Source organism: Micromonospora sp. NPDC047521, from assembly GCF_055587305.1.
In genome coordinates this window covers 538,134-563,014 of sequence record NZ_JBVJGN010000002.1, presented here as the reverse complement: position 1 = coordinate 563,014, position 24,881 = coordinate 538,134, and the positions used below count along the sequence as shown (strand labels likewise).

Annotated in this window: 20 protein-coding genes; 14 read left to right on the top strand and 6 right to left on the bottom strand. The window is 72.5% G+C overall.

Annotation, left to right across the window (positions count from 1 at the left end; genetic code table 11):
• Nucleotides 1-207 precede the first annotated feature (207 nt).
• The 3 genes from ACZ6N8_RS06560 (at nt 208) to ACZ6N8_RS06550 (ending at nt 2,399) form a co-directional block, all read left to right on the top strand.
• The gene (locus ACZ6N8_RS06560; RefSeq protein ID WP_466008038.1) at nt 208-975 is read left to right on the top strand and encodes an SGNH/GDSL hydrolase family protein; all 768 of its coding nucleotides are present in this window, start codon (nt 208-210) and stop codon (nt 973-975) included.
• A 2-nt stretch (nt 976-977) separates the two neighbouring features.
• Nucleotides 978-1,424 (top strand): imidazolonepropionase-like domain-containing protein, encoded by a 447-nt coding sequence (locus ACZ6N8_RS06555; RefSeq protein ID WP_466008036.1) that lies wholly within the window; start codon nt 978-980, stop codon nt 1,422-1,424.
• A 72-nt stretch (nt 1,425-1,496) separates the two neighbouring features.
• Nucleotides 1,497-2,399 carry a sulfurtransferase gene (locus ACZ6N8_RS06550; protein ID WP_466008034.1) on the top strand — a complete coding sequence of 301 codons (903 nt, stop codon included), beginning with the start codon at nt 1,497-1,499 and terminating at the stop codon, nt 2,397-2,399.
• Nucleotides 2,400-2,449: 50 nt separating this feature from the next.
• On the opposite strand, the gene ACZ6N8_RS06545 is transcribed toward ACZ6N8_RS06550, so the two are convergent.
• The 3 genes from ACZ6N8_RS06545 to ACZ6N8_RS06535 form a co-directional block, all read right to left on the bottom strand.
• Nucleotides 2,450-3,634, bottom strand: a complete 1,185-nt coding sequence (locus ACZ6N8_RS06545; RefSeq protein WP_466008032.1) for a hypothetical protein — start codon at nt 3,632-3,634, stop codon at nt 2,450-2,452.
• The gene (locus tag ACZ6N8_RS06540; RefSeq protein ID WP_364370079.1) at nt 3,631-4,176 is read right to left on the bottom strand and encodes a SigE family RNA polymerase sigma factor; all 546 of its coding nucleotides are present in this window, start codon (nt 4,174-4,176) and stop codon (nt 3,631-3,633) included. Before ACZ6N8_RS06540 ends, ACZ6N8_RS06545 begins: the two co-directional genes overlap by 4 nt.
• Before the next feature lie 69 nt (nt 4,177-4,245).
• Nucleotides 4,246-4,818 carry a TetR/AcrR family transcriptional regulator gene (locus tag ACZ6N8_RS06535; RefSeq protein ID WP_466008030.1) on the bottom strand — a complete coding sequence of 191 codons (573 nt, stop codon included), beginning with the start codon at nt 4,816-4,818 and terminating at the stop codon, nt 4,246-4,248.
• 107 nt (nt 4,819-4,925) lie between these two features.
• Here ACZ6N8_RS06535 and ACZ6N8_RS06530 point away from each other — a divergent pair, with 107 nt between their 5' ends.
• A complete protein-coding gene (locus ACZ6N8_RS06530; RefSeq protein WP_466008028.1) occupies nt 4,926-6,083 on the top strand; it encodes an FAD-dependent oxidoreductase in 1,158 nt (385 codons plus the stop codon).
• Here ACZ6N8_RS06530 and ACZ6N8_RS06525 read toward each other — a convergent pair.
• Nucleotides 6,080-7,288, bottom strand: a complete 1,209-nt coding sequence (locus tag ACZ6N8_RS06525; protein ID WP_466008026.1) for an MFS transporter — start codon at nt 7,286-7,288, stop codon at nt 6,080-6,082. The two genes, ACZ6N8_RS06530 and ACZ6N8_RS06525, sit on opposite strands and share 4 nt — an antisense overlap.
• Nucleotides 7,289-7,408: 120 nt before the next feature.
• Between ACZ6N8_RS06525 and ACZ6N8_RS06520 the strand changes: the two genes are divergently transcribed.
• The 5 genes from ACZ6N8_RS06520 to ACZ6N8_RS06500 all read left to right on the top strand — a co-directional run bounded on the left by ACZ6N8_RS06520 (nt 7,409) and on the right by ACZ6N8_RS06500 (nt 15,279).
• A complete protein-coding gene (locus ACZ6N8_RS06520; RefSeq protein WP_364370067.1) occupies nt 7,409-9,196 on the top strand; it encodes an HSP90 family protein in 1,788 nt (595 codons plus the stop codon).
• A gap of 2 nt (nt 9,197-9,198) precedes the next feature.
• A complete protein-coding gene (locus ACZ6N8_RS06515; RefSeq protein ID WP_466008024.1) occupies nt 9,199-12,060 on the top strand; it encodes a hypothetical protein in 2,862 nt (953 codons plus the stop codon).
• Nucleotides 12,061-12,133: 73 nt separating this feature from the next.
• Nucleotides 12,134-12,733 (top strand): TetR/AcrR family transcriptional regulator, encoded by a 600-nt coding sequence (locus tag ACZ6N8_RS06510; RefSeq protein ID WP_466008022.1) that lies wholly within the window; start codon nt 12,134-12,136, stop codon nt 12,731-12,733.
• A 72-nt stretch (nt 12,734-12,805) separates the two neighbouring features.
• A complete protein-coding gene (locus tag ACZ6N8_RS06505; protein ID WP_466008020.1) occupies nt 12,806-14,143 on the top strand; it encodes an acetyl-CoA carboxylase biotin carboxylase subunit in 1,338 nt (445 codons plus the stop codon).
• A 224-nt stretch (nt 14,144-14,367) separates the two neighbouring features.
• Nucleotides 14,368-15,279, top strand: a complete 912-nt coding sequence (locus ACZ6N8_RS06500; protein ID WP_466008332.1) for a hydroxymethylglutaryl-CoA lyase — start codon at nt 14,368-14,370, stop codon at nt 15,277-15,279.
• 61 nt (nt 15,280-15,340) lie between these two features.
• Here ACZ6N8_RS06500 and ACZ6N8_RS06495 read toward each other — a convergent pair whose 3' ends face one another.
• The gene (locus ACZ6N8_RS06495) at nt 15,341-15,913 is read right to left on the bottom strand and encodes a snapalysin family zinc-dependent metalloprotease (protein WP_466008018.1); all 573 of its coding nucleotides are present in this window, start codon (nt 15,911-15,913) and stop codon (nt 15,341-15,343) included.
• A gap of 151 nt (nt 15,914-16,064) precedes the next feature.
• On the opposite strand from ACZ6N8_RS06495, the gene ACZ6N8_RS06490 reads away from it, so the two are divergent.
• The 3 genes from ACZ6N8_RS06490 (at nt 16,065) to ACZ6N8_RS06480 (ending at nt 21,664) form a co-directional block, all read left to right on the top strand.
• The gene (locus ACZ6N8_RS06490; protein WP_466008016.1) at nt 16,065-17,597 is read left to right on the top strand and encodes an acyl-CoA carboxylase subunit beta; all 1,533 of its coding nucleotides are present in this window, start codon (nt 16,065-16,067) and stop codon (nt 17,595-17,597) included.
• Nucleotides 17,598-17,674: 77 nt separating this feature from the next.
• Nucleotides 17,675-18,823, top strand: a complete 1,149-nt coding sequence (locus tag ACZ6N8_RS06485; protein ID WP_466008014.1) for an acyl-CoA dehydrogenase family protein — start codon at nt 17,675-17,677, stop codon at nt 18,821-18,823.
• Nucleotides 18,824-18,991: 168 nt separating this feature from the next.
• Complete coding sequence (locus ACZ6N8_RS06480) at nt 18,992-21,664, top strand: ATP-binding protein (RefSeq protein ID WP_466008012.1); 2,673 nt, start codon at nt 18,992-18,994, stop codon at nt 21,662-21,664.
• A 255-nt stretch (nt 21,665-21,919) separates the two neighbouring features.
• Here ACZ6N8_RS06480 and ACZ6N8_RS06475 read toward each other — a convergent pair whose 3' ends face one another.
• Complete coding sequence (locus tag ACZ6N8_RS06475) at nt 21,920-22,435, bottom strand: MarR family winged helix-turn-helix transcriptional regulator (protein ID WP_466008010.1); 516 nt, start codon at nt 22,433-22,435, stop codon at nt 21,920-21,922.
• A gap of 99 nt (nt 22,436-22,534) precedes the next feature.
• Here ACZ6N8_RS06475 and ACZ6N8_RS06470 point away from each other — a divergent pair, with 99 nt between their 5' ends.
• The gene (locus ACZ6N8_RS06470) at nt 22,535-23,116 is read left to right on the top strand and encodes a YceI family protein (RefSeq protein WP_139586897.1); all 582 of its coding nucleotides are present in this window, start codon (nt 22,535-22,537) and stop codon (nt 23,114-23,116) included.
• A 285-nt stretch (nt 23,117-23,401) separates the two neighbouring features.
• A complete protein-coding gene (locus tag ACZ6N8_RS06465) occupies nt 23,402-24,880 on the top strand; it encodes a glutamate-cysteine ligase family protein (RefSeq protein ID WP_139586898.1) in 1,479 nt (492 codons plus the stop codon).
• Nucleotide 24,881 lies beyond the last annotated feature (1 nt).

Sequence of the window (24,881 nt, the reverse complement as noted above, 5' to 3'; positions counted from 1 at the left end):
GGGGTCTGCGAGCGAGCCATGGCGACCCGCCGCGCGCACTCCGTCCGAGGTCATGATCGACATGGGTCTGGAGCGCGCCACGCTGTTCGACCGGGGAGGACACCCGCGGATGACCTCCGCCACGTCGTCCGATCGGGGGCACCGCGCGCCGCGTCCCCGGTGACAGACTGGTCGCCGCAGGCAACGGGTGGCGTGAGGGAGGCGCGGGTGCGCTGGCGCAGTTTTGTCGCGGTCGGGGACAGCTTCACCGAGGGCATGGACGACGCCTACCCGGACTGCTCGTACCGGGGCTGGGCGGATCTGGTCGCGACCCGGCTCGCCGCCGAGGCGGGCCCCGACTTCCGGTACGCGAACCTCGCCATCCGGGGCCGGCTCTTCCCCAGCGTGGTGGCCGAGCAGGTGCCCTCCGCCGTGGCGATGAAGCCGGATCTGATCAGTTTCGCGGCCGGCGGCAACGACGTGCTGCGCCGCACCTTCGACCCGGACACGCTTGTCGCCCGCTTCGACGAGGTGGTCCGGCAGTTGCGCTCGGGCGGCGCGGACGTGCTGCTCTTCCGTTTCGCCGACGTGATGGCCCGTCTGCCCGGTCAGCGCCTCGTCGCCCCCCGCGTGCAGTTGCTCAACCAGGCGGTCGGCGAGACCGCCGAGCGGCACGGCGCGATCATGGTCGACCTGTACGCCGACGACACCTTCCTCAACCCGATGCTCTGGAGCACGGATCGGCTGCACCTCTCCGCGGCCGGGCACCGCCGGGTCGCCGCGCAGGTGCTTAACGCGCTCGGCGTGGGCTGCGACGAGGAGTGGCTGATGGTCCCGCCGCATCCGGCGCCGTCGCCGTGGCTGGCCGCCCGCGCCGCCGACCTGCGCTGGGCCGGGCAGCACCTCGCCCCGTGGATCAAGCGGCGGCTCACCGGCCGATCGTCCGGCGACACGGTGACCGCCAAGCGTCCGTTGCTCGGGCCGATCGTCGACTGACGGTGCGCACCCTGCACACCGCGCCACTGCTGCGGCACACCCCCGACGGCGAACCGGTGCCGGAGTACGCCGTACTCGTCGACGGCGACCGCGTCCAGGCCGTCGGCCCGTTGGCGGAGCTGAGCGGGGCGTACGAGGGTGTGCGGCTCCGCCGTTGGCCGGGCACGCTGGGGCCGGGGCTGCTGCACGACGGTCCGCTGCCGGCGGCACCCACCCCACGCGAGCGGGTGCACGCGCTGCTGCGGCACGGGGTGACGGCGGTGCTGGCGGAGCACCTCGCCGATCCGGCGTTGCGGGCCGCCGTCGACCGGAGCGACCTGCTGGTGCTGCCCGCACCCGTGGCGGTGACGCTGCGTCCGGGCGGGCGGGCCGACCTCGCGGTGCACGGCGCCGCCGACGCCTGCCTGGTGACAGTTGTCGCCGGCCGGATCGCCCACCGCCGGGCCTGACCGGACATCACGTGGCCCGCGTCGCACCCGATGGTCGGTCGGCGGGCGTAGTTGCGGCGTAGGTTGGGGATCATGTCTGTGCCCAACGATCCTGATCCCCGCCTCCAGTCGTACGCGGACCCGCAGCGGCTGGTCACCACCGAGTGGCTGGCCGAGCACCTGGGCGACGAGGGCCTCGTGGTGGTCGAGTCCGACGAGGACGTGCTGCTCTACGAATCCGGTCACATCCCGGGTGCCGTCAAGGTCGACTGGCACCTGGAGCTGAACGACCAGGTGACCCGGGACTACCTGGACGCGAAGAGCTTCGCCGAGCTGTGTGCCGCGAAGGGCATCGGCCGGGGCGACACGGTCGTCTTCTACGGCGACAACTTCAACTGGTGGGCCGCGTACGCCCTCTGGGTGTTCTCGCTCTTCGGCCACGCCGACGTGCGGCTGCTCGACGGCGGCCGGCAGAAGTGGATCGCCGAGGGCCGCGCGTTGACCCGCGACAAGCCGGCCCGTCCCCGCGCCGACTATCCGGTGCCGCTGCGCGACGACGCGCCGCTGCGGGCGTACCGCGAGCAGGTCATGGCCCACGTCGCCGCCGGCCGGCCGCTCGTCGACGTCCGGTCGCCCGGTGAGTACACGGGCGAGATGCTGCACATGCCCGACTATCCGCAGGAGGGCGCGCTGCGCGGCGGGCACATCCCGGGTGCGGTGAGCAAGCCGTGGAAGTCCGCCGCCAACGAGGACGGCACCTTCAAGTCCGCCGACGAACTGAAGGCGATCTACGCCGACCAGCTCGGGTTGAGCCCGGACGACGACGTGATCGCGTACTGCCGGATCGGTGAACGGTCCAGCCACACCTGGTTCGTGCTGCGGCACCTGCTGGGCTACCCGCAGGTGCGCAACTACGACGGTTCGTGGACCGAGTGGGGCAACCTGGTCCGGGCGCCAGTGGTCAAGGGCGACCAGCCCGGCGGCCTCGCCAGCTGAGCGACCCCACCGTCCCCGCGTGACCGTGACGGCCGCGCGGGGACCGGTGGTCAGCCCGCGAGGGCGACCACGCCGCGCAGGTCGCGGACGATGCCGGTGATCTCGCCGGTCTCCGGGTTCCACCGTGCCAGGCCGGCCGGTTCCAGGCGGAGCAGCACGGCCCCCTTGTTGTCCCAGCCCAGCACCGGGCAGCAGCCCTTGGCGCGGTCCCGGCCCAGGTCGAGCAGGTGGGTCACCGCTCCGGTGCGGGCGTCCAGCACGGCTGTCCCCTCCGCGCCGTCGATCTCGCCGCTGACGATCCACGCCCCGCTGGCGATCCGTCCGCCGTGCAGCCAGCCCCGGCCGTAGAACTCGTTGACCCGGTACGGCGTGGGCAGCGCGTCATCGGTGATCCGCTGCTCGGGGCGGACCTTGCCGTCGGCGGTCCGGCTGCGAAGCGTCAGGCCACCCCACTGGCCGGCCAGCTCGATCAGCGCCGCCTCGCGGCCGGCCGACGGGTCGGGTGCGACCACGTCCCAGGCGGACACGTCGATGGTGCTCGCCGCGTCGCTGTCCCGCTCCACCGCGTACGTCCGGTTGTCGCCGCCGACCAGCACCCGGTCGCTCGCCCAGACCACCAGTTCCAGGTAGCCGTCGAGCGGGATCCGGCGTACACCGGCTCTGGTGAGGTCGACCATGACCAGCTCGTTGGTCTGCGCGAACGCGGCCCATCGGCCGTCCGGCGACAGCACCCCCGGTTTCACGGCGGCGGCCTCGTTGCCGCCCGCGTCCCGGGTGGGCGCCAGCGTCACCACGTCCAGACCGCGTACGACATCGTCGTCGCCGAGGACCCGGACCGGTCCGACGGCGCGTCCCTCCTCGTCCAGGGGCTGGTACAGCGCCAGCGCCTGCCGGACCGGCCGCTCGGACAGCGGCACGGTCGGCGGGTCGGCGAGCCGGGCCAGCGGGTCGGGTGGGTAGGTCAGCTCGGCGGGGGGCCGCTGCACGGGACCTGCGTGGGTGGGTTCGACGGTCGGGGTCGGGGCCACCGGGTGGTCCGGTGGAGGATCGGCAGGTGGTCGGAGTGCGGCCACCGTGCCGCCGCCGATCAGTGCCACGGCCAGGGCGACCGCACCGACCGCCCGCCGGGTACGCCTGGTGCGCCGGGCCCGGTCCCAGCCTGCCGTCGCGGGTTGGCTGGGCAGCACGTCCTCGACGCTGACGGTCAGAAGTCGACGGAGATCCTGCTCGTTCACGGGTTCACCTCCAGGCCTGTGGCTGCCGCGCCCGGGGCCGGCCGGGTGTCCACTGTGAGGTCCGGAGCCACCTCGCGGAGCCGGCGCAGGGCGGCGTGGCACTGGCTCTTCACGGTGCCGACGGTCACCCCCAGCGCCTCCGCGGTGGCGACCTCGGTCAGGTCCTCGTAGTAGCGCAGCACCAGGACGGCCCGCTGCCGCGGCGGCAGTTGCCCCAGCGCGTCGTGCAGCGTCAGCCGCAACGCGCCGTCCCGGTCGGGGGCCACCTGTTCCGGAGGCGCGGCGCTGAGCCGTTCGCGGCGACGGCGACGCCACCAGGACACCGCGTCGCGGTAGAGGATCGTCCGCACGTACGCGGCGGGGTCGCCGTCGCGTACCGACGACCAGCGCAGTGCCAGCTTCAACAGGGCGTCCTGGAGGAGGTCCTCGGCCTGGTGCCGGTTGCCGCAGATCAAATAGGCCGCGCGCAGCAACCGGTGCTGGTGGGTCTCCACGAAGGCGAGGTAGCCGTCGCGGCCGTCGTCGTTCGCCGTCGATCCCATCCGCCCCCCCTTCCGGCCGTCGCGTCGCGCGTCACCTGGCAGACGCACGGGGAGAGGGAAAAGGTTGGGTCAGTCCTCCGGCCGCCCGGTCAGGTAGCGCTGGAGAGTCGGCCCGATCCAGGAGACCAGGTCGTCGGGTGCGGCGTCCACCATGGGCGGCAGGCGGACGATGTAGCGGGTGAAGGCGAGGCCGAGGATCTGACTGGCCACCAGGCCGGCGCGTCGGCCGGTCGTCCGCGCCTCGGTGTCGAACGTGGCGACGGCCGCGGCGAGCTGGTCGGCGAAGATGCCGCGCATCCGTTCGGCCGCGCCCGGGTTGGTGCTGGCGGCGCGTAGCAGCGCGACGAGTGTCTCGTCTCCCTCCCAGCGGGCGAGGAAGTGCCGGATCAGCGCCTCGCCGAGTTGCGCGGGAGGGACGGCGGTCAGGTCGGGCAGGCGCAGGTCGAACTCGGCCGCCGCCGCGAAGAGCCCCTCTTTGCTGCCGTAGTAGCGCATGACCATCGACGGGTCGATCCGGGCGTCGGCGGCGATGGCCCGGATGGTGGCGCGTTCGTACCCGTCCGCGGCGAACCGTTCCCGGGCGGCTCGCAGGATCGCCGCCCGGGTGGCGTCCGAGCGGCGGGGACGGGCGGAAGCGGTCATGTCAACGACCGTATGCCAACACCTGTTGACACGCAATCGACGGGCTTCTACCGTTGCCAACAACTGTTTGCCAACGCGTGTTGGCAACTGACGTTCCGGAGGTGGCGATGCTGCCCACGAGTACCGACGTCCTGGTGGTGGGGGCGGGCCCGACCGGCCTCGCCACCGCGCTGACGCTCGCCCGACGCGGAGCCGAGGTGACAGTCCTCGACCAGGTGGCCGCCCCACCGGTGACCTCCCGCGCGGCGGTCGTGCACGCGTACACCCTTGAGGTGCTGGACCGGATCGGCGCCGCGGCGTCGCTCGTCGCCCAGGGCGTGCGGGCGCCGCGCTTCACGGTCCGCGACCGCGACCGGGTGCTGCTGGCGGTCCCGTTCCACGGGTTGCCGTCCCGCTTTCCCTACGCGCTGCTGGTCTCCCAGGCCGTCACCGAGAAGGTGCTCACCGACCAGTTGGCCGACCTGGGCGTGCGGGTACGGCGGCCGTGCCGGCTGACCGGCCTGAGCCACACCGCCGACGGCGTACGCGCGCAGGTCGACGGCGCCGAGCTGCGCGCCAGGTACGTGGTCGGTGCGGACGGCCTGCACAGCACCGTCCGGCAGGCGGCAGGCATCGGCTTCAGCGGCCCGAGCGACGAGGAGTCCTTCGTGCTCGCCGACGTACGCGTGCAGAGCGTGCTGCCCCGCGACGAGGCCGCGCTGTTCCTCGCCCGCCCCGGGCCGCTGGTCTGGGCGCCGCTGCCGGACGGCATCGTCCGGATCGTCGCCGCCGTGCCGACGGCACCCGCCGAACCGGACGCGGCGTACCTCCAGGCGCTGCTCGACGAGCGCGGCCCGAAACGGCGGCCGGACCTGGTGACCGAGGTGCTGTGGGGTTCCCGGTTCCGGGTGCGGCACCGCATCGCCGACACCTTCCGCGCCGGTCCGGTGCTGCTCGCCGGGGACGCCGCGCACGTGCACAGCCCCGCCGGCGGACAGGGCATGAACCTGGGGATCTGCGACGCGGTGGCCCTCGGCACCGCGCTGGCCGACGCGCTGGACGGCGGACCGGAGACGGCGCTGGACGGGTACGACGCCCGGCAGCGCCCGATGGCCGAGGACGTGCTGAGCTTCGCCGCCGGGCTGACCCGGCTCGCCACCACCTCCCCGGCCCGCCGGCCGGCCCGCGACATGCTGCTCCGGCTGCTCGGCGGGGTGCCACCGGTCCGGCGGCGGATCGCGCTGCGCCTGTCCGGGTTGTCCCACCGGGAACGGGCCACGCACTAGACGGCACCCCGTCGAAGGGTCCACCACGCCGCCACGGTGACCAGCGCGAACGTGGCCGCAGCGGCGCACATCACAGGCACCGTCCCCGATGCGGAGGCGACCAGCCCGGCGAGCGCCGCGCCGACCGGAGCGGTGAGCAGACCCACCATCCGCTGGGCGGCACCCACCCGACCCAGCAGCCCCGCCGGCACGTGCCGCTGCCCGTACGACGCCCACAAGCTGTTCCACACCACAGTCCCGGCGGCGAAGACGGCAAGCGCGAACCCGCCCGGCACCGGATGCCGGGCCAGCGCGAACCCGCCCAACGCCACGGTCTGCGCGGCGAGCACCGCGCACAGCGCCCGCACCGTGCCGAGCCGGGCGGCGAGCCGACCCGCGCCCAGTGCCCCGGCCAGGCCGCCGACGATCGCCGACGCGGCGAACAGCCCGTACCCGGCCGGCGGCACGCGCAGCACGTCCAGGGCGTACAGCACCAGCACCGCCATGAGGCCGCTGATCGCCAGGTTGCACCCGGCGGCGAGCACTGTGACGTGCCACAGTGTCCGGTGGCCGTGCAGCCACCGCACCCCCTCGATGATCTCGCCCCACACCGACCCGCGCGGTGCGGCGGATCCGGCGTTCGGGTCGGCCACGGGCACCGGGGCCAAGGCCAGTACCAGCACGGCGGCCACCGCGAAGGTGACGGCGTCCAGAGCGAACGGCAGGGCCGGTGCGACGGCGAAGAGGACACCGGCGGCGGGCGCACCGAGGAAACCGCCGGCCACCGCCGTACCCGCCTGGAGGCGGCCGTTGGCCCGGGGCAGCGCGGCCGGCTGTACAAGCGCGGGAAGCAGCGCGAACGAGGCCGAGTCGAAGAGCGTGCCCAGCGCGGCAAGGAGGAACGCCGCCACCAGCAGGGCCGCGATGCCGGCCCGGTCGACGGCGACAGCCACCGCCAACGCCGCCACCACCCCGGCGCGGATCCCGTCCACCAGGGCCATCGTCCGCCGGCGGTCCCAACGGTCGGCGTACACGCCACCGAGCAGGCCGAAGAGCAGTGGCGGCACCTGCGCGACCACTGTGACCGCGGCGATGACCCGGGGATCGCGGGTCATCGCCGCCGCCAGCAGGGCCAGAGCCGGCGTACGGAGCGCGTCCCCGAACCGCGACGAGACGGTGGCGCACCACAGCAGCCGGAAGTCCCGACCGAGAACGGAAGCTGTCATGCCGGAGACCGTGCGGGTTCGACCGGGTCGAGGGTCAAGCCGCCGCGAACGGGGGACGCGCCCGTCGGTGATCATCGGTACGGTGGGCGCCGGTATTCGGGACCGGGGGAGAAAACAGGCGTGGACCACACCTTCCAGGTCGACCTCCGTGGCGTGGTCGACCTGCTCAGTCACCACCTCTACGGCAGCCCGCGGGTCTACGTCCGCGAGCTGTTGCAGAACGCCGTGGACGCGATCACCGCACGGCGCTCGACCGAACCGGACGCGCCCGCCCTGATCCGCATCGAAACCCCCGAGCTGACCGGCGACGGCACGTTGCGGGTACACGACACAGGCATCGGCCTCACCGAGGCGCAGGTGCACGAGCTGCTGGCCACCATCGGCCGCAGCTCCAAGCGGGACGAGCTGGGCTTCTCCCGCCACGAGTTCCTCGGCCAGTTCGGCATCGGTCTGCTCTCCTGCTTCCTGGTCGCCGACGAGATCCAGGTGCTCACCCGCAACGGCGAACACCCCACGGTCCGCTGGACCGGGTACGCCGACGGCAGGTACGCGGTGAGCGTCGCACCGCCGGAGGCCGCCCGCGCCGAACCGGGCACCACAGTCACGCTGGTGCCCCGCCGCGACGCCGACCAGTGGTTCACCACGCCGACGGTCACCGACCTGGCTCGCCTCTTCGGTTCGCTGCTGCCGGTCACCGTGCGGGTCGGTGACGTCGTCACCACCACGGGCGAGCCGCCGTGGCCCACCACGCCGGGGGCGCCTGTCGACCGGGCGGCCCTCGTCGCGTACGCGAGGGAGACGCTCGGCGTCGACCCGTTCGACGTGCTGCCGTTGACAGTCGCGGAGGCCGGGCTGACAGGTGTCGCCGTCATCCTGCCCACCCCGGTGAACCCGGCCGCCCGCGCGGGACACCGGGTCTACCTCAAGCGGATGCTGCTCACCGAGCACGCCGACGGGCTGCTGCCGGACTGGGCGTTCTTCGCCCACTGCGTGGTGGACGCCACCGAGCTGCGCCCCACCGCGAGCCGCGAGGCCCTCTACGAGGACACCCTGCTGGCCGCGACCCGGGAGGCGCTCGGCGACCAGGTACGCGGCTGGCTGGTCCGGCTGGCCCGGCACGACCCGCACCGGCTGGCCGAGTTCCTCCAGGTGCACCACCTCGGCGTGAAGGCGTTGGCGCTGCACGACGACGAGATGCTGCGACTGGTCGACAGGTGGTGGCCGATGGACACCAACGTCGGCACGCTCACCCTCGCCGAGTTCCGGGAACGCCACGGCGTCGTGCGCTACGCGGCGAGCCTGGACGAGTTCCGCCAGCTCGCCGCCGTGGCCGCCGCGCAGGACCTGGCGGTGGTCAACGCCGGCTACACGTACGACACCGAGCTGATCGAGCGGCTGCCGGCGGTGGACCGCTCGGTGCTGATCGAGCGGCTGGAGCCGAGCGACCTCACGACCCGCTTCGAGGGCCTCGACCCGCAGGTGGAGCTGGCGCTGAGGCCGTTCCTCAGCGCGGCGCAACGGGCCGTCGAACGGTCCGGCTGCGAGGTGGTGATCCGCGCGTACGACCCGGTGTCGCTGCCCGCCCTCTACCTGGTGAGCCGGTCGGCGGCGTTCAACGACCAGCTCGCGGCCAGCCGGGACCGGGCCGACGAGCTGTGGGGCGGGGTCCTCGACGCGCTCGCCGCCACCGCCCCACCGGACCGTCCACAGTTGGTGCTCAACCACCGCAACCCGCTGGTCCGCCGGGTCACCATGCTGGCCGACCCGGAGTTGGTGGGGCTCGCCATCGAGGCGCTGTACGGGCAGGCGCTGCTGCTCGGTCACCATCCGATCCGCGCGGCCGACGCGGCGCTGCTCAACGATTCCTTCCTCGGCCTGCTCGGCCGGGCCGTGCCGGGACGGGAGTGAGCATGAGCGACGAGGATCTGTGGCGGGCGCTGCGCGGCATCACCGACATGCCGTACGGGGCGGGGCAGATCGCCGCCCTGGAACAGCTGCTGCGCCGGGTGGACGCCGCCGACGACAGGCACCTGGCCTTCGTCGCCCGGATGCAGTCCACCGTGGGATACATCTACGGCGGGGAGCCGGCCAAGTCCTTCGTGACCTTCTCCTGGTGCCTGGCCGAGTTCGACCACGACCCGCAGCCCTACCACCAGCGTCACCTGCACAACCTGCTCTGGCACTTCAAGTACATGATCTCCGGTTTGCTGAACTTCCCCGAGGTGCCGCTGGACCGCACGTACGCCGTGCTCGACGACATGGAACGCCGCTACCGGGCCGGCGGGCACAGCCTGCAGACCGTCCACAAGCACCGGTTCCGGGTCGCCGACCACGTGGGGGACGCGGACGCGGCAGCGCACTGGTACCGGCTCTGGCAGACCACCCCGCGCGACGACCTCTCCGACTGCGCCGGCTGTGATCCGACCAGCCAGGTGGGCTACCTCGCCGACAGCGGACGGGACGCGGAGGCGGTGGCACTGGCCGAGCCGGTGCTCGCCGGCCGGCTCAGCTGCAACGAGCAGCCGCAGTCGATCCTCACGGCCCTGCTCCTGCCGTACCTGCGCACCGGGCGCGGTGAGTCGGCGCGGGACGCGCACCGGGAAGCGTACCGCCGGCTGCGCGGCAACCTCGCCAACCTGTGGGACATCGGCGACCACATCGAGTTCTGCACGATGACGGGCAATGAGGCGCGTGCGGTGGAACTCGTCGAACGGCACCTGGACTGGCTGGACCGGGCACCGTCACCGGCCGCCGCCATGCACTTCGCGGCGACGGCAGCCGCCGCGTTGCGCCAGGCCGGCCAGAGCGGCGCGGTGACCGTGTACCGGCGGGCCGCCGAGGGCCGGCCCGCCGGCGAGGTGGCGGCACTGGCGCTGGCCGACGAGTTGACGCGGACCGCGACCGGGTTGGCCGCACGCTTCGACTCCCGCAACGGCACCACCCACCAGTCGGAGTGGATCGCCCGCCGGCTCGCCGTGCGGCCGGACGGCGAGCACCTGCCGCTGTCCGCGAGCGTCCGCCGACGCGCACCGCGCCCGACCGGGCAGGAGCCGGCCCCGGTGCGGGCCGGCGCGGAGCGGCAGGCCGAGGCGCAAGTGGTTGTCGTGCCCGCCGACGCCGGCCCGGACGAGCTGCTGGCTCTCGCCGAGCAGAGTTGGGGTCGACACGACCCGGCCACGTTCCGGGCGGCGCTGGCCGCCTACGACGAGCGGTTCGGCTCGGAGGACGTGCCCCCGCGTACGGCAGCGCACCGGCTGGCGTTGCGGGCGGCCGAGCGCGGCGACGAGGACGACATCCCGGGTGCGATCGAAGTGAACAGGGCGGCACTGGAGCTGTACCGCACGGCGGGTGATGCGGTGACCGCCCAGGTGGTCGCCGGGCGGCTCGGGGTGCTGCTGACCCGGTCCGACGACGACGCCGACGAGGGGTTGACGTTGGTCCGGGAGGCCGCCGAGGCACTGGATCGGGACGGTGACGCCCGGCAGCGGGCCGCCGCCCACGACCGGGTGGCGTTGGCGCTGCTGCACCGGGAACGCTGGGCGGAGGCGCTCGCGGCGCTCGACCTGGTGCCCGCCGACGCCGGCGGCGATCCACATCTGGCGGCCCGGATCGCGCTGCACCGCGCGCACCTGCTGGAGCAGTCCGAGCGGGTCGAGGAGGCGCGCGCTGCCGCCGCCGAGGCCCGCCGGATCGGCCGTGAGCTTGGCGTCGGCGAACTGGTCACGGCGGCCTGCCTGACGTACGCCCGCACGGTGGACGATCCCGCCGACGCGGTGGCCGCCTGCGACGAGGCACTGCGGGTGGCACCTGCGGACGCGGAGTTGCCGGTACGCGTCGCCCGCGCCCGCGCGCTGGTCTCCGCCGGCCGGGCCCCCGAGGCGGTGGACGAGTTCGTCGAGGCGGTGACGCTCTGCGTGGAGCGGGGCGCCGAGGGGGATTCCTTCCTGCGCTGGGAGTTGGCGAACGCGTACCGGATGGTGGGTCGGCTCGCCGAGGCCGCCGAGGTCGCCGAGGAGGCCGTGCTCGGTCTCGACCGGATGGGCGCCCAGGCCGAGGCGGACCGGTGCCGGCACCTGCTGGCCGGCGTGTACGCGGGGCTCGGCGAGATCGACCCGGCGCTGGCCCTGCTGGAGCAGTTGGCCGGCAACCTGGACGGCCCGGACAACCTCCCGTACCGGGCGCAGGTGCTGGAGGAGGCCGGCGGCATCCTGTACGACGCGGACCGGGACGCCGCCGGCGCCGAACGGTTCGCGGCGGCGGCCACGGCGTACCGGCTCGGCGGCCTGCCGCTCGACGAGTTGCGGGCGCGCCGGCGGGAGGCGTACGCCTGGTTCTGGGCCGACGACCGGCCGGCGGCGATCCGTGCCGTCGAGCAGGTGGACGGATTGGCGGCGACGCTGGCCGGGCAGCCGGATCCACCTGTGACGTACGAGCTGGCGATGGCCGCCGAGGCGGGCGCGCGGGTGCTGACGGCCGAGGGCCGACCGGACGAGGCGCTGGCCCGGCTCGACGGGGTGCCTGACCGGTTGCGGTCGATCGAGGCGTTCGGCGAGGCGGCGCAGGTGGAGATTCTCGCCGGTGAGCTGCTGCTGCGACTGGACCGGCCGGCCGAGGCGGAACAGCTCCTGCGGCGTGTCCTCGGTGGGCTCCCGGCCGACTCGCGGCCGGTCCGCCAGACGGCCTGGCTGCTGGCCCGCGCCCTGGACCTGCTGGACCGGCCCGACGAGGCGGCCGCCCTGCGGACGGAGCACGACCTGGACGCGGACGACTGAGCGGGCAGGGGTGTGCGCGACCCCTCGCTGACCGGCGACCCACCGTGGTCGGTGCGCGGTCTACGCTTGCCCGGTGACGGTGGAGCAGCAGGCACGGGGGGCGGCGGGCGCGGGCCGGCGCCGGTCCCGCAAGGACGAGATCCTGGAGATCGCGGTCGGTCTGTTCGCCGCCCGGGGCTACCACGGCGTGTCGATGGACGACATCGGCGCGGCCGCCGGAGTCACCGGTCCGGCGCTCTACCACCACTTCGCCGGCAAGGAGGCGATGCTTGCCGCCGCGCTGATCCCGGTCAGCGAGGGGCTGCTGGCCGGCGGGCGGGAACGCTCCGCCGGGCATCCGGACGACCCGCGTCTGGTGCTGGAGTCGCTTATCGACTTCCACGTCGAGTTCGCGCTTGCCAACCCGGCGGTCATCGCCCTGCACCTGCACGAGTTGGACCGCCTGCCGGAGGAGCCACGGCGGCGGATCCGCCGCCTGCAACGGATGTACGTCGAGGAGTGGGTGACGGTGCTCACCGCGCTGCACCCGGGTATGCCCGACGGTGAGGCGCGGGTGCTCGCCCACGCCGCGTTCGGCCTGATGAACTCGACGCCGTTCCTCGGTGGTGAGGTGGACCGGCGACGCCGGGCCGAGTTGCTGCGCGGCGCCACGCTGGCCGCCCTGCTCGCCTGAGTCGACTCGTCACCGGCGTACCGGTCATGGTTTCCTGACTCCGTCCCAACATCCGGACGCCGGGAGGAAATCATGATCGAGTCACTGCTGGTCGCCAATCGGGGCGAGATCGCCCGCCGGATCATCCGTACCGCCAGGCGACTCGGCATCCGCGCGATCGCTGTGTACTCGGAGGCGGACGCCGACCTGCCGTTCGTCGCCGAGGCGGACGAGGCGGTCCTCATCGGCCCTCCCAACCCGGCGCTGAGCTACCGCAACACCGAGGCGATCCTCGCCGCCGCGAAGTCGACGGGCGCGCAGGCCATCCACCCCGGGTACGGCTTCCTGTCGGAGAACGCCGAGTTCGCCCGTACCGTCGAGGCGAGCGGCCTGATCTGGGTCGGGCCCGGCGCGGACGCGATCACCGCGATGGGCGACAAGATCAACGCCCGGAACCTGATGGCGGCGGCAGGCGTTCCGGTCGCGCCAGGCACCACCGACCCGGCCGCCGACCTGGACGCGGCGGTGGCGGCCGCCGCCGAGATCGGCTACCCGGTGATGGTCAAGGCCGCCGCCGGCGGTGGCGGTATGGGCATGGGCGTCGCAGTCGACGAGGCCGCGCTGCGCACCGAGTACGACAAGGTGCGGGCGTTCGCGGAGCGGATGTTCGGCGACGGGTCCGTGCTTATCGAGCGGTACTTCCCCCGGGTACGCCACGTCGAGGTGCAGATCCTCGGCCTGGCCGACGGCCGGGTGGTGGCGCTCGGCGAGCGGGAGTGCTCGGTGCAGCGGCGCAACCAGAAGCTGGTCGAGGAGTCCCCGTCCCCGGCGGTCTCGCCGGAGCTGCGGGAGCGTTTCCTGGCGGCGGCGGTGCGCGCCGGTGAGGCGGTCGCCTACCGCAACGCGGGGACCGTGGAGTGCCTGCTCGATCCGAGCACGAACGAGTTCTTCTTCCTGGAGATGAACACGCGGTTGCAGGTGGAGCACCCGGTGACCGAGTACGTCTACGGCATCGACCTGGTCGAGGAGCAGTTGCGGGTGGCGTCCGGGTTGGCGCCGACCTTCGACCCGGACGCGTTGACCCCGCGTGGGCACGCGGTCGAGATGCGGATCAACGCCGAGGACCCGAAGCGTTTCCTGCCCGGCCCCGGCGTGGTGAAGACCTGGGTGGAGCCCACGGGCGAGGGTGTCCGGGTGGACTCCGGCTACACCGAGGGCAACACTGTCACCCCGTTCTACGACAGCCTGCTGGCCAAGCTGATCATCAGTGGCGCGACGCGCGACGAGGTGCTGGAACGGGCGAAGGCCGCGGTCGCCGCGTTCCGGATCGAGGGCCCGAAGAACAACGTCCCCTTCTTCACCGAGCTGCTGGAGAACGAGGAGTTCCGCTCCGGCGCCTACGACACGGGCATCGTCTCCCGTATGCGCTGACCGGCCAGGTCGTCGGCCGGCCGCCGGGCGGCCGCCCGACAGTCCCCGACGGCCCGGGGACTGGTACCCGCGCCCTTTGCTCTGCTTACCTGGAGGCGACAGCGGTGGTGCGGATACCGGATGGCGGCCGTTGCGTACAGGTAAGCAGAGCAAAGCGGCCGAACAACCCGACCCGACGCCACAGGTCCCGATCCGACGTCACAGCGAGGTGACCGATGAGCCACTTGCCAGATTCCGTCTCGATTCGTGAGGTCGGGCCGCGCGACGGGTTGCAGAACGAGGACCCGATTCCGACCGACGCCAAGGTGCGGCTGCTCGACGCGCTCTCCGGCACCGGCGTACGCCGGATCGAGGCCGTGTCGTTCGTGCATCCGAAGGCGATTCCGCAGATGGCCGACGCCGACGAGGTGTGGCAACGGGCCCGGAAGGCCGACGGGGTGCGGTACTCGGCGTTGGTGCCGAACACCAGGGGCGCCCAGCGGGCCCTGGCCGCCGGGTTCACCGAGATCGAGGTGGTGGTCTCGGCCAGCGACACGCACAACCGGCGCAACGTCAACCGCTCGACCGACGAATCGCTCGACGACATCGCCAAGCTGATCGACCTGCTGCACGGCGCGTCCGCGCGGGTCGAGGTGATCGTCGCCACCAGCTTCGGATGCCCCTACGAAGGGGACGTCGACCCCGCGCGGGTGGCGGGCATCGTCGACCGGGTGGTCCGTGACGGCGCGGACCGGGTGGCGTTCGGCGACACCACGGGCATGGCGACGCCGCGCCGGGTCCGCGAGCTGGTGACCGCGGTACGCGACCGCAACGCGCACGTGCCGGTGCTCCTGCACTTCCACAACACCCGGGGTGCGGCGCTCGCCAACCTGCTGACCGCGCTGGAGCTGGGGGTGACCGAGTTCGACGCCAGCGTCGGTGGCCTGGGTGGCTGTCCGTACGCGCCAGGCGCGAGCGGCAACCTGGCCACCGAGGAGGCCGTGCACATGCTGCACGACATGGGCATCGACACCGGGATCGACCTGGCGGCCCTCATCGAGGCGGCGGAGCTGGCCGAGGAACTGCTCGGCAAGAAGCTCCCGTCGGGCGTGCTGCGGGCCGGGCCGCGTACCCGGCTGACGCCGATGCCGAGCTGATTTTGCGCGACATGGGTGGAGGGGCCGGCGTGCTGCCGGCCCCTCCCGCGTACCAGGTCGGTCAGCTCACCGGGGCGAGCGCGGCCGGCCAGCTGTCCCGGAAGATGTCAGCGCTGCGGTCGGCGCTGCGGTCGGTGGCGGCGAAGGTACCGGCGAAGAGGTTGCTCACCCGGTTCGCCTCGGCGGTGCTCGGGTAGGCGTTGGTGCAGCTGGTGCCGGCGCTGCCGCCGGACATCAGCAGCGAGCAGTTGCCGTTGTAGTTGTCCGGCAGGCCGAGGATGTGCCCGATCTCGTGGGTCATGATCCGCAGCACGCTGTACTGGGCGGCCTGCTGGGTGTCGATGTAGACCCGGCCGTTGCCGAGGCTGGTCCGCACGGCGTACGAGCCGCCGCCGGTGATCCGGTAGATCCGGAGGTTGGAGCCGCAGTTCGCCGAGAGCGTCAGGTTGACTGTGGCGTTGTTCCAGATCGAGGCGGCCTGGTTGGCGACGCTGGCGTAGCTTCCCGCCTGGCTGGTGTTGTAGCAGATGGTCATGGCGGCGGACGCGGGCGACGGGTTGGCGACCGTGACGCCGAGGGTGGCGAGTGCCGTCGCGAGGAACGCGACCGCGAGCCGATTGAGTCGTGAGGTCATCGCTGACTCCAATCTGGGAGGGGGGTGTCAGGAGCCTAACGGTGAGCATCAATACATTTCAATGTTTGAGTGGGAAGTGATCGGGTCGCCGAGTGCCGCGTGGATGCGCTAACCTAACGATCGTTTAGGTTGGTGCGGTGAGGGGGTCGGCGTGACGCTCGACGGTGAGGCGCTGGAGCAGCTGCGCAAGCGGGCCCGGTCCGGCGGCGCGGACAAGTACCACGCGGCCAACGCGGCCAAGGGCAAGCTGTTCGCCCGCGAACGGGTCGCGCTCCTGGTCGACGAGGGTTCGTTCGTCGAGGACGGCCTCTACGCCAACGCGCTCGCCGACGGGCTCCCCGCCGACGGCGTGGTCACCGGCACCGCCACCATCGACGGCCGCCAGGTCTGCCTGATGGCCAACGACTCCACGGTGAAGGCCGGCAGTTGGGGTGCCCGCACCGTCGAGAAGATCATCCGGATCATCGAGCGGGCGTACGGCGCCGGCGTACCGATGGTCTACCTGGTCGACTCGGCCGGCGCACGGATCACCGACCAGGTCGACCTCTTCCCGGGCCGACGCGGCGCCGGCAAGATCTTCTGGAACCAGGTCCGCGCCTCCGGCTCCATCCCGCAGGTGTGCGCGTTGTTCGGCCCGAGTGCCGCCGGTGGGGCGTACATTCCGGCGTTCTGCGACGTGGTGGCCATGGTCGACGGCAACGCCAGCATGTACCTCGGCTCCGACCGGATGGTCGAGATGGTCACCGGGGAGAAGACCACCCTGGAGGCGATGGGCGGCGCGAAGGTGCACACCGCCGAGTCCGGCGTCGGGCACTTCCTCTGCAAGACCGAGGCCGACGCGCTCGACGTGGTGAAGACCTACCTGTCGTACCTGCCGGCGAACTGGACGCAGGCGCCGCCCGCCGCACCGGCCGTCGCCGCGCCCGCGAAGGCCGACCTGGCCGCGCTCGTGCCGGCCAGCGAGCGGCAGGCGTTCGACATGCGGCGGTACGTCAAGGGCCTGCTCGACGAGGGTTCGTTCTTCGAGATCCAGGCGCTGTGGGCCAAGGAGCTGACGATCGGCTTCGGCCGCCTCGACGGCCAGGTCGTCGGTGTGCTCGGCAACAACTCGATGTTCAAGGGCGGCGTGCTCTTCGTCGACTCCGCCGACAAGGCGACCCGGTTCGTGCAGCTCTGCGACGCGTTCAACGTGCCGCTGCTCTTCCTCAGCGACGTACCCGGCTTCATGGTCGGCAGCGCGGTGGAGAAGCAGGGCATCATCCGGCACGGCGCCAAGATGATCACCGCGATCTCCGAGGCGACGGTCCCGAAGATCTGCGTGGTGGTCCGCAAGGCGTACGGGGCGGGCCTCTACGCGATGGCCGGCCCCGGGTTCGAGCCGGACGCCACGATCGCGCTGCCCACCGCCAAGATCGCGGTGATGGGCGCCGAGGCCGCCGTGAACGCGGTCTACGCCAACAAGATCGCGGCGATCGAGGACGAGTCCGAGCGGGCCGCGTTCGTGGCCGCCAAGCGGGCCGAGTACGAGCAGGACATCGACGTGGTCCGGCTCGCAAGCGAACTGGTGGTGGACGCCATCGTCGAGCCGCAGGACCTGCGCGGCGAGCTGGTTCGCCGGTTCGCCGCCGCGCGTACCAAGGATCGGCACTTCTCCCGGCGCCGGCACGGCGTCACCCCGGTCTGACCCGACCACCAGTCCCGCACCGCCACCGTCCCGGCGCCACAAGCGCCAGGCGGCACCGTCCCTAACAGGAGGATGAGATGGACTTCCGGCTCACCGACGACCAAACGGCGCTGCGGGAGAGCGTGCGGGACTTCGCGCGTGAGGTGGTCGCGCCGGTCATCGCCGAGCACTACGAGCAGCACACCTTCCCGTACGAGGTGATCCGGCAGATGGGCAAGATGGGCCTGTTCGGCCTGCCCTTCGACGAGGAGCACGGCGGCATGGGTGGCGACTACTTCGCGCTCTGCCTGGCCCTGGAGGAGCTGGCCCGGGTCGACTCCAGCGTGGCGATCACCCTCGAGGCGGCGGTCTCGCTCGGCGCGATGCCGATCTACCGGTTCGGCACCGAGGAGCAGAAGGCCACCTGGCTGCCGAAGCTGCTCAGCGGGGAGGCGCTTGCCGGTTTCGGGCTCACCGAGCCGGGCACCGGTTCGGACGCGGCAGGCACCCAGACGCGGGCGGTGCTGGACGGTGACGAGTGGGTGATCAACGGATCGAAGGCGTTCATCACCAACTCGGGGACCGACATCACGGCCATGGTCACCGTCACCGCGGTAACCGGTACGAACCCGGACGGCTCGAAGGAGCTGTCGACGATCATCGTGCCCACCGGAACGCCCGGCTTCACGGTGGCGCCCGGCTACTCCAAGGTGGGTTGGACGGCCTCGGACACCCACGAGCTGACCTTCGACGACTGCCGGGTTCCGGCGGCCAACCTGCTCGGCAAGCGGGGTCGTGGGTTCGCCCAGTTCCTGCGGATCCTCGACGAGGGCCGGATCGCGATCGCCGCGCTTGCCGTCGGTCTCGCCCAGGGCTGCGTCGACGAGTCGATCAAGTACGCGAAGGAGCGGCAGGCCTTCGGCCGGCCGATCGGCGCCAACCAGGCGATCCAGTTCAAGATCGCCGACATGGAGCTGAAGGCGCACACCGCACGGCTGGCCTACTACGACGCCGCCGCCCGGATGCTGGCCGGCGAGCCGTTCAAGCGGCAGGCCGCCATCGCCAAACTCCACGCCAGCACCATCGCTGTGGACAACGCCCGGGAGGCCACCCAGATCCACGGCGGCTACGGCTTCATGAACGAGTACCCGGTCGCCCGCTTCTGGCGGGACTCCAAGATCCTGGAGATCGGTGAGGGCACCAGCGAGGTGCAGCGCATGATCATCGCGCGCGACCTGGGCCTCTGAGCGGACCGACCGGTCCGGACGCCTGCCCCCGACGGGCGTCAGCCGGGACGGCTCAACCGGCCGACCCGGGCGGGACTGTCCGTTCGGCTGTCGGGTTTCGGCGAGTGGCCGTCGGCAGCCCGACGTTCGACTGCCGATGGTCGGAGTCGATCCGTACTCTTCCTGCCCATGACTCCGGATCATGACGGGTCACGGGGCCCGTCCGGTCGTACCGGGTTGTCGGAACTGCTCCGGGCCCACCGTCGGGCCGCCGGCCTGACCCAGGCCGAACTCGCGGCCCGGGCCGGCGTGGGCGTACGGACGGTGCGTGACCTGGAGCGTGGCCGGTCCGTCCGGCCGCAGCGCACCACGGTCGGCCTGCTCGCCGAGGCGTTGCAGTTGACAGGCGCGACCCGGGCGGCGTTCATGGCCGCCGCCCGGGGCCCCGTCAGGGGCGAGCCCGCCCCGCCGGACGAGCCCCCGACGTCGCCGTCGGAAATCCCGTCGCTCGCCCGCCCCGCCGGGCCGGATCCGCCTGTCGCCCTCCCGCCGCCGGTGGCGCTGATCGGCCGGGACCGGGACGTCACCGAGTTGGCACGCATGTTGACCACCGAGCCGGGTCCCCGCCTGGTGAGCCTGGTCGGGCTGACAGGTGTCGGCAAGACGGCGTTGGCGCTGTCCGTGGCGCACGCGGCCGCCGGGGCGTACCCGGGTGGCGTGGCCGGGGTGCTGATCGGTGAGGGCTCGGACGGCCCGGACGTGCTCGCCGCCTCGATGGGGGTTCTCGGTGCGGCCCGGCTGCCGGAACTCGCCGCGCACCTCTCCGGGCGCCCGGCGCTGCTGGTGATGGACGCGGTCGAGCGCGCGCCCGGCCCGGTGGCCGAGACGCTGCACCGGCTGGTCGGCGTGCTGCCCTCCCTGCGGGTGCTGGTCACCGGCCGGCACCCCGTCGGGCTGCCCGGCGAGCGGGTCTGGCCCGTCTCGCCGCTCGACGTACCTCCGCCGGACGCCGACGAGGCCGGGCCCTCCGCGCTCGGGTCGTGGCCGGCGGTGGCGCTGTTCACCGCACGGCTCGCCCAGGTCCGACGGGAGCCGCCCACTTCCGACGAGTTGCCGGCGCTGGCCGCGCTGGTCCGCCGGCTGGGCGGACTGCCGCTGGCCATCGAGTTGATGGCTGCCCGGGGTCGGCTCCTCAACCTCACCGAATTGCTCGACAGGTACGGCGACCGGGTGCTCGACCTGGCCACCCCCGCGGACCCGCCGGCCCATCCGGGCTGGGACGGACCCGAGGCGGCGAGCGGTCGGCCGAGCGGCGTCGACGGCACCCGCACGGCTGCGGTGGGCACCCTGCGGGACGCGGTGGCGACCAGCTACCGGCTGCTCGCGCCTGACGAACGGGCGGCGCTGCGGCGGCTCGCCATGTTCGGCAACCGGTGGTCGGTCGAGCAGGCCGAGGAGATGCTCGCCGACGAGGCTGACCGCGACGGCACCGTGGCGATCGATCCCCTCCCGGTGCTGCACCGGCTCGTCGAGTTGGGCCTGCTCAGCGTGCGGGGCACCGGTTCGTTCCGGTTCCGTCTGCTGGACGCGGTCCGTGACTTCGCCGTCGAGCAGGCAGCCGGGGCCGGCGAGTTGAGCTGTCTGCGACGCCGACACGCCGAGGTGGTAGCCCGCCTGGTGGCGCGTACGGCCACCGACCTGGCCGGCCCTCGGCTGCCCGACGCGATACACCGGCTGGACGAGGTGAGCAGTGACATCAGCTCGGCGCTGTCCCATGCGGCGGCCGACGATCCGCTGACCGCGCTCGGCCTGGCGGCCAGCCTCACCAGGTGGTGGCGGTTCCGTGGGCGGGACGTCGCCGGTCGACAGTGGTTGCGGCGGCTGCTGGCGGACCCGAGGACCGCCGACGCCGATCCTGTCCTGCGCGCCTGGGCGACACTGGGGGTGGCTCGGCTCGCCGCCGAGCACGGCGCCGGCGCCGACGAGCTGCCGACCGCGCGGACCGCGCTGGAGATGTTCCGGCAGGCGGGTGACGTGACCGGGGAGTTGGAGGCGCGTACGGTGCTCGGCGCGCTGCTGATCACCGTCGGAGGGCATGAGGAGGCCCGTGAGCAGGCCGAGGCGGCGCTGCGGCTGGCGGCCCGCCACGGGCGGACGCGGGATCTGGCGGTGGCCCAGAACAGTCTCGCGTGGCACGAGATCCGGGTGGGTGACCTGGCGGCGGCGCGCCGCCGGCTGGCCGCCGTGGACCGGCTCGCCGCCGAGGGTGGCGAGCAGCGGTTGCGGGTGCTGGCCTGGGCGAACCGGGCCGAGGTCGCCCGCCTGGAGGGCCGGTACGCCGATGCCGTGGACCAGGGGCGGCGCGCGGCGACCGCGTTGTCCGAGCTGGGCGATCCGGGGCATCGGCGCCGGGTGCTGGGCACGGTCGGTCTGGCGCTCGCCCAGGACGGTCGTGCCGGGGAGGCGACGGACGTGCTCGCCGAGTTGCGGGCGGGGGCCGCCGAGGCGGTGGGCGTACCGGTGCCGCGGGTGCCCGGCTCGCCCCGGCGGCGTTCGGACGACACAGTTCTCTCCTGGGGTGGCCCGGAGGCGGGGATCTGCGCGTTGATCGAGGGGAACCTGGCGCTGCACCGGGGTGAGCGCGAACTGGCCGCCGAGTGGTTCGCCGCCGCCGCCGATGCCGGTCACGATCGGCGGGACGTGGTGGAGGCGCTTGTGGGGTTGGCGGCGAGCACCGGGGACCCGGCGGTCCTGGACCGGCTCGACCGGGCCTGCCGGGAGACCGGAATCCGCCTGTTGCCGCAGGAGTCGGGGCTGCTCTACGCGTTGACCGCCACTCGTGGTGGGTCGGCGCCCCGGTAGCGCGGCCAGCGCCGCCACGGGCGGCGGGGGTGGAGTGGCGCGGGCGAAAAGCCCCCTTTGTGCTACCCCTCGCTGTTCGCCCGCGCCGTCACCCCCCGGTGGATCCCCGGTGGTCGAAGCCTGCCACCGCTTCCCGGGCGGAAGGCGCATTTCATGCCCGTTTGCCCGGTCAGCAAGGTCAGTTCTGCCGGTCTTTCTGCCGGTGGGTGTCGGCGTTTCCGGACCAATCTCCCTGCTGGCCTGTGCCGTCGCCGATCACTGTCGGGGCGTGCCTCCGGCGGCGGTCTCCTGCTCCGGGGCGACGTCGGTGCTGCCGGCGGTGGCGCAGGGATGCACGGCGTCACGGATCCGACGCAGACCGTCGAGGAGCGCGTCCAGGGCCTGCGGGTCGAGCTGACCGGTGAACCACTGCTCGATCATCTGCAGGTGCCCCGGCAGCGTCTCGTCCAGTTGCTGCATGCCCTTCGGGGTGACCACCGCGTACGAGCTGCGGCGGTCGTTGGGGCATGCCCTGCGGGTGAGCAGACCGTCGCGTTCCATGCGGTCGACCACCCTGGTCACCCCGCTTGTGGACAGCGACGTCTGCGCGGCGAGATCGGTCATCCTGAGCTGGTTACCCGGTGAGCGGGCCAGTCGGGTGATGACCTCGAACTCGACAGCGGAGAAGCCGTGCTCCTCCAGTTGAGTGGTGAACCGGGTCGACAGCCCGGCGTGCACCTCGAAGAGAAGGCCGACGGCGGTGATCCGGGGATCGTCGAAGACGTTGGTCACTCGTTCATCCTACCAGTACTTGACACGGGGAATGTTGTTGCCGTTATAGTTGCTAAGGCAGTCGTTGGGCTACTAAACAATCTCCTGGAGGACAGCAGCATGACCAGCAGCACCGATGCGGTTACCCGCGACTGGGACGGCCTCACCATCCCGGCGGCCGGCACCTACGTGCTCGACGCCGCCCACAAGCGGGTCGGCTTCGTCGCCCGCCACATGATGGTGAGCAAGGTCCGCGGTGAGTTCAACGAGGCGACCGCCACCATCACCATCGCCGAGGACCCGCTGCAGTCGTCGGTCGTCGCGACCATCCAGGGCGCCAGCATCGACACCACCCAGGGCGACCGGGACGCGCACCTGCGCAGCGCCGAGTTCCTCGACGTCGAGAAGTACCCGACGCTCGAGTTCCGCAGCACCGGGGTCAAGTCCCGCAGCGGCAACGAGTTCGTTCTCACCGGCGACCTGACCATCAAGGACGTCACCCGTCCGGTGGAGCTCCAGGTCGAGTTCGAGGGCGTCGGCCGCAGCCCGTTCGGCCAGGACATCTTCGGCTTCTCCGCGACCACGGAGATCGACCGCGAGGAGTTCGGCCTGACCTGGAACGTCACCCTGGAGACCGGTGGCGTGCTGGTCGGCAAGAAGATCAAGATCGAGATCGAGGGCGAGGCCGTCCGCCAGGCCTGATCCTCGGATCACCGGCACGCTCCGGGCCCGCGTCGTACGTCGACGCGGGCCCGCCTCCGTCTCCCGACGTCGATGTGAATTGTCACGAGTTGTTAGCGCCGCCACCGGATGGGTCACCCCCGGAACGGGGTACAGGTGGCAGCACGAACGCGCTCGCTGCGGACGGCGTCGGGTCACCGACAACGGCCTCTGGCCCTGGCCAGGCGAGCGCTCTTAACGTGGATGGTTCACAATGCGCTTTCCGGGACGGCAGAATCCCGACCGCGCCGTCCGTCGGGAGGACACATGGGCAGGGACGTCTCGCAGGGCGCCTTCACCCGGGAGGACCGCGTCCGCTACCGGCACAAGGTCCGGCGATGCCTGGACGTCTTCGCCCTGATGCTCGACGACTTCGGCTTCGACGCCGACCGGCCGATGACCGGCCTGGAGATCGAACTCAACCTCGTCGACTCGGCCGCCGAGCCCGCGATGCGCAACGAGGAGATCCTCGCCGACATCGCCGACCCGCTCTTCCAGACCGAGCTGGGGCAGTTCAACCTGGAACTCAACGCCGAACCCCGTCTGATCGAGGGCACCGGCTTCGCCGACTACGAGGACGACCTGCGCAGCAGTCTCGCCCGAGCCGACGAGCGCGCGGCCAGGTCCGACGCGAAGATCGTCCTGGTCGGCATCCTCCCCACCCTCACCGAGGGGCACCTGGTCGAGGACAACCTGTCCACCAACGAGCGCTACCGGGTGCTCAACGACCAGATCGTCGGTGCCCGCGGCGAGGACATCGAGCTGGACATCCGCGGCGTCGAACAGCTGCGTACGCACACCGACTCGATCGCGCCCGAGGCCGCCTGCACCAGCCTCCAGTTCCACCTCCAGGTCGCGCCGGACAGCTTCGCCGACTACTGGAACGCCTCCCAGGCCATCGCCGGGGTTCAGGTGGCCGTCGGGGCCAACTCTCCCTTCCTGTACGGCCGTCAACTCTGGGCCGAGACCCGGATCGCCCTCTTCGAGCAGGCCACCGACACCCGCCCGGACGAGCTGAAGGCCCAGGGGGTACGACCCCGGGTGTGGTTCGGTGAACGATGGATCACCTCGATCTTCGACCTGTTCGAGGAGAACGTCCGCTACTTCCCGCCGCTCCTGCCGATCTGCGAGGACGAGGACCCGGTGGAGGTGCTGCACGCCGGCGGTGTGCCCCAGCTCGGTGAACTGCGGCTGCACAACGGCACCGTCTACCGGTGGAACCGCCCGGTGTACGACATCATGAACGGCCGCCCGCACCTGCGGGTGGAGAACCGCGTACTGCCGGCCGGCCCGACGGTGGTGGACATGCTGGCGAACGCGGCCTTCTACTTCGGCCTGGCCCGTGGGCTCGCCGAGTCGGACCGGCCGATCTGGAGCCAGCTCACCTTCAGCTCCGCCGAGGAGAACTTCCACGCTGCCGCCCGGCGCGGCCTGGAGGCCGTACTGCACTGGCCCCAGCTCGGCGACGTGCCGGTCACCAAGCTCGTGCTGGACGAGCTGCTACCCACCGCCGCCGCGGGACTGGACGGCTTCGGCGTCACCGCGGCGCAGCGGGACCGGCTGCTCGGCATCATCGAGCAGCGCTGCCGAACCGGCCGCAACGGCGCGGTCTGGCAGACGGAGACGGTCTGGGCGGCCGAGCGGCACCAGGGCATGGACCGGGCGGCGGCGCTGCACCACATGGTCCAGCGCTACGCGGAACTCCAGCGCACGAACGAACCGGTCCACACCTGGCCGCTCCCGTAAC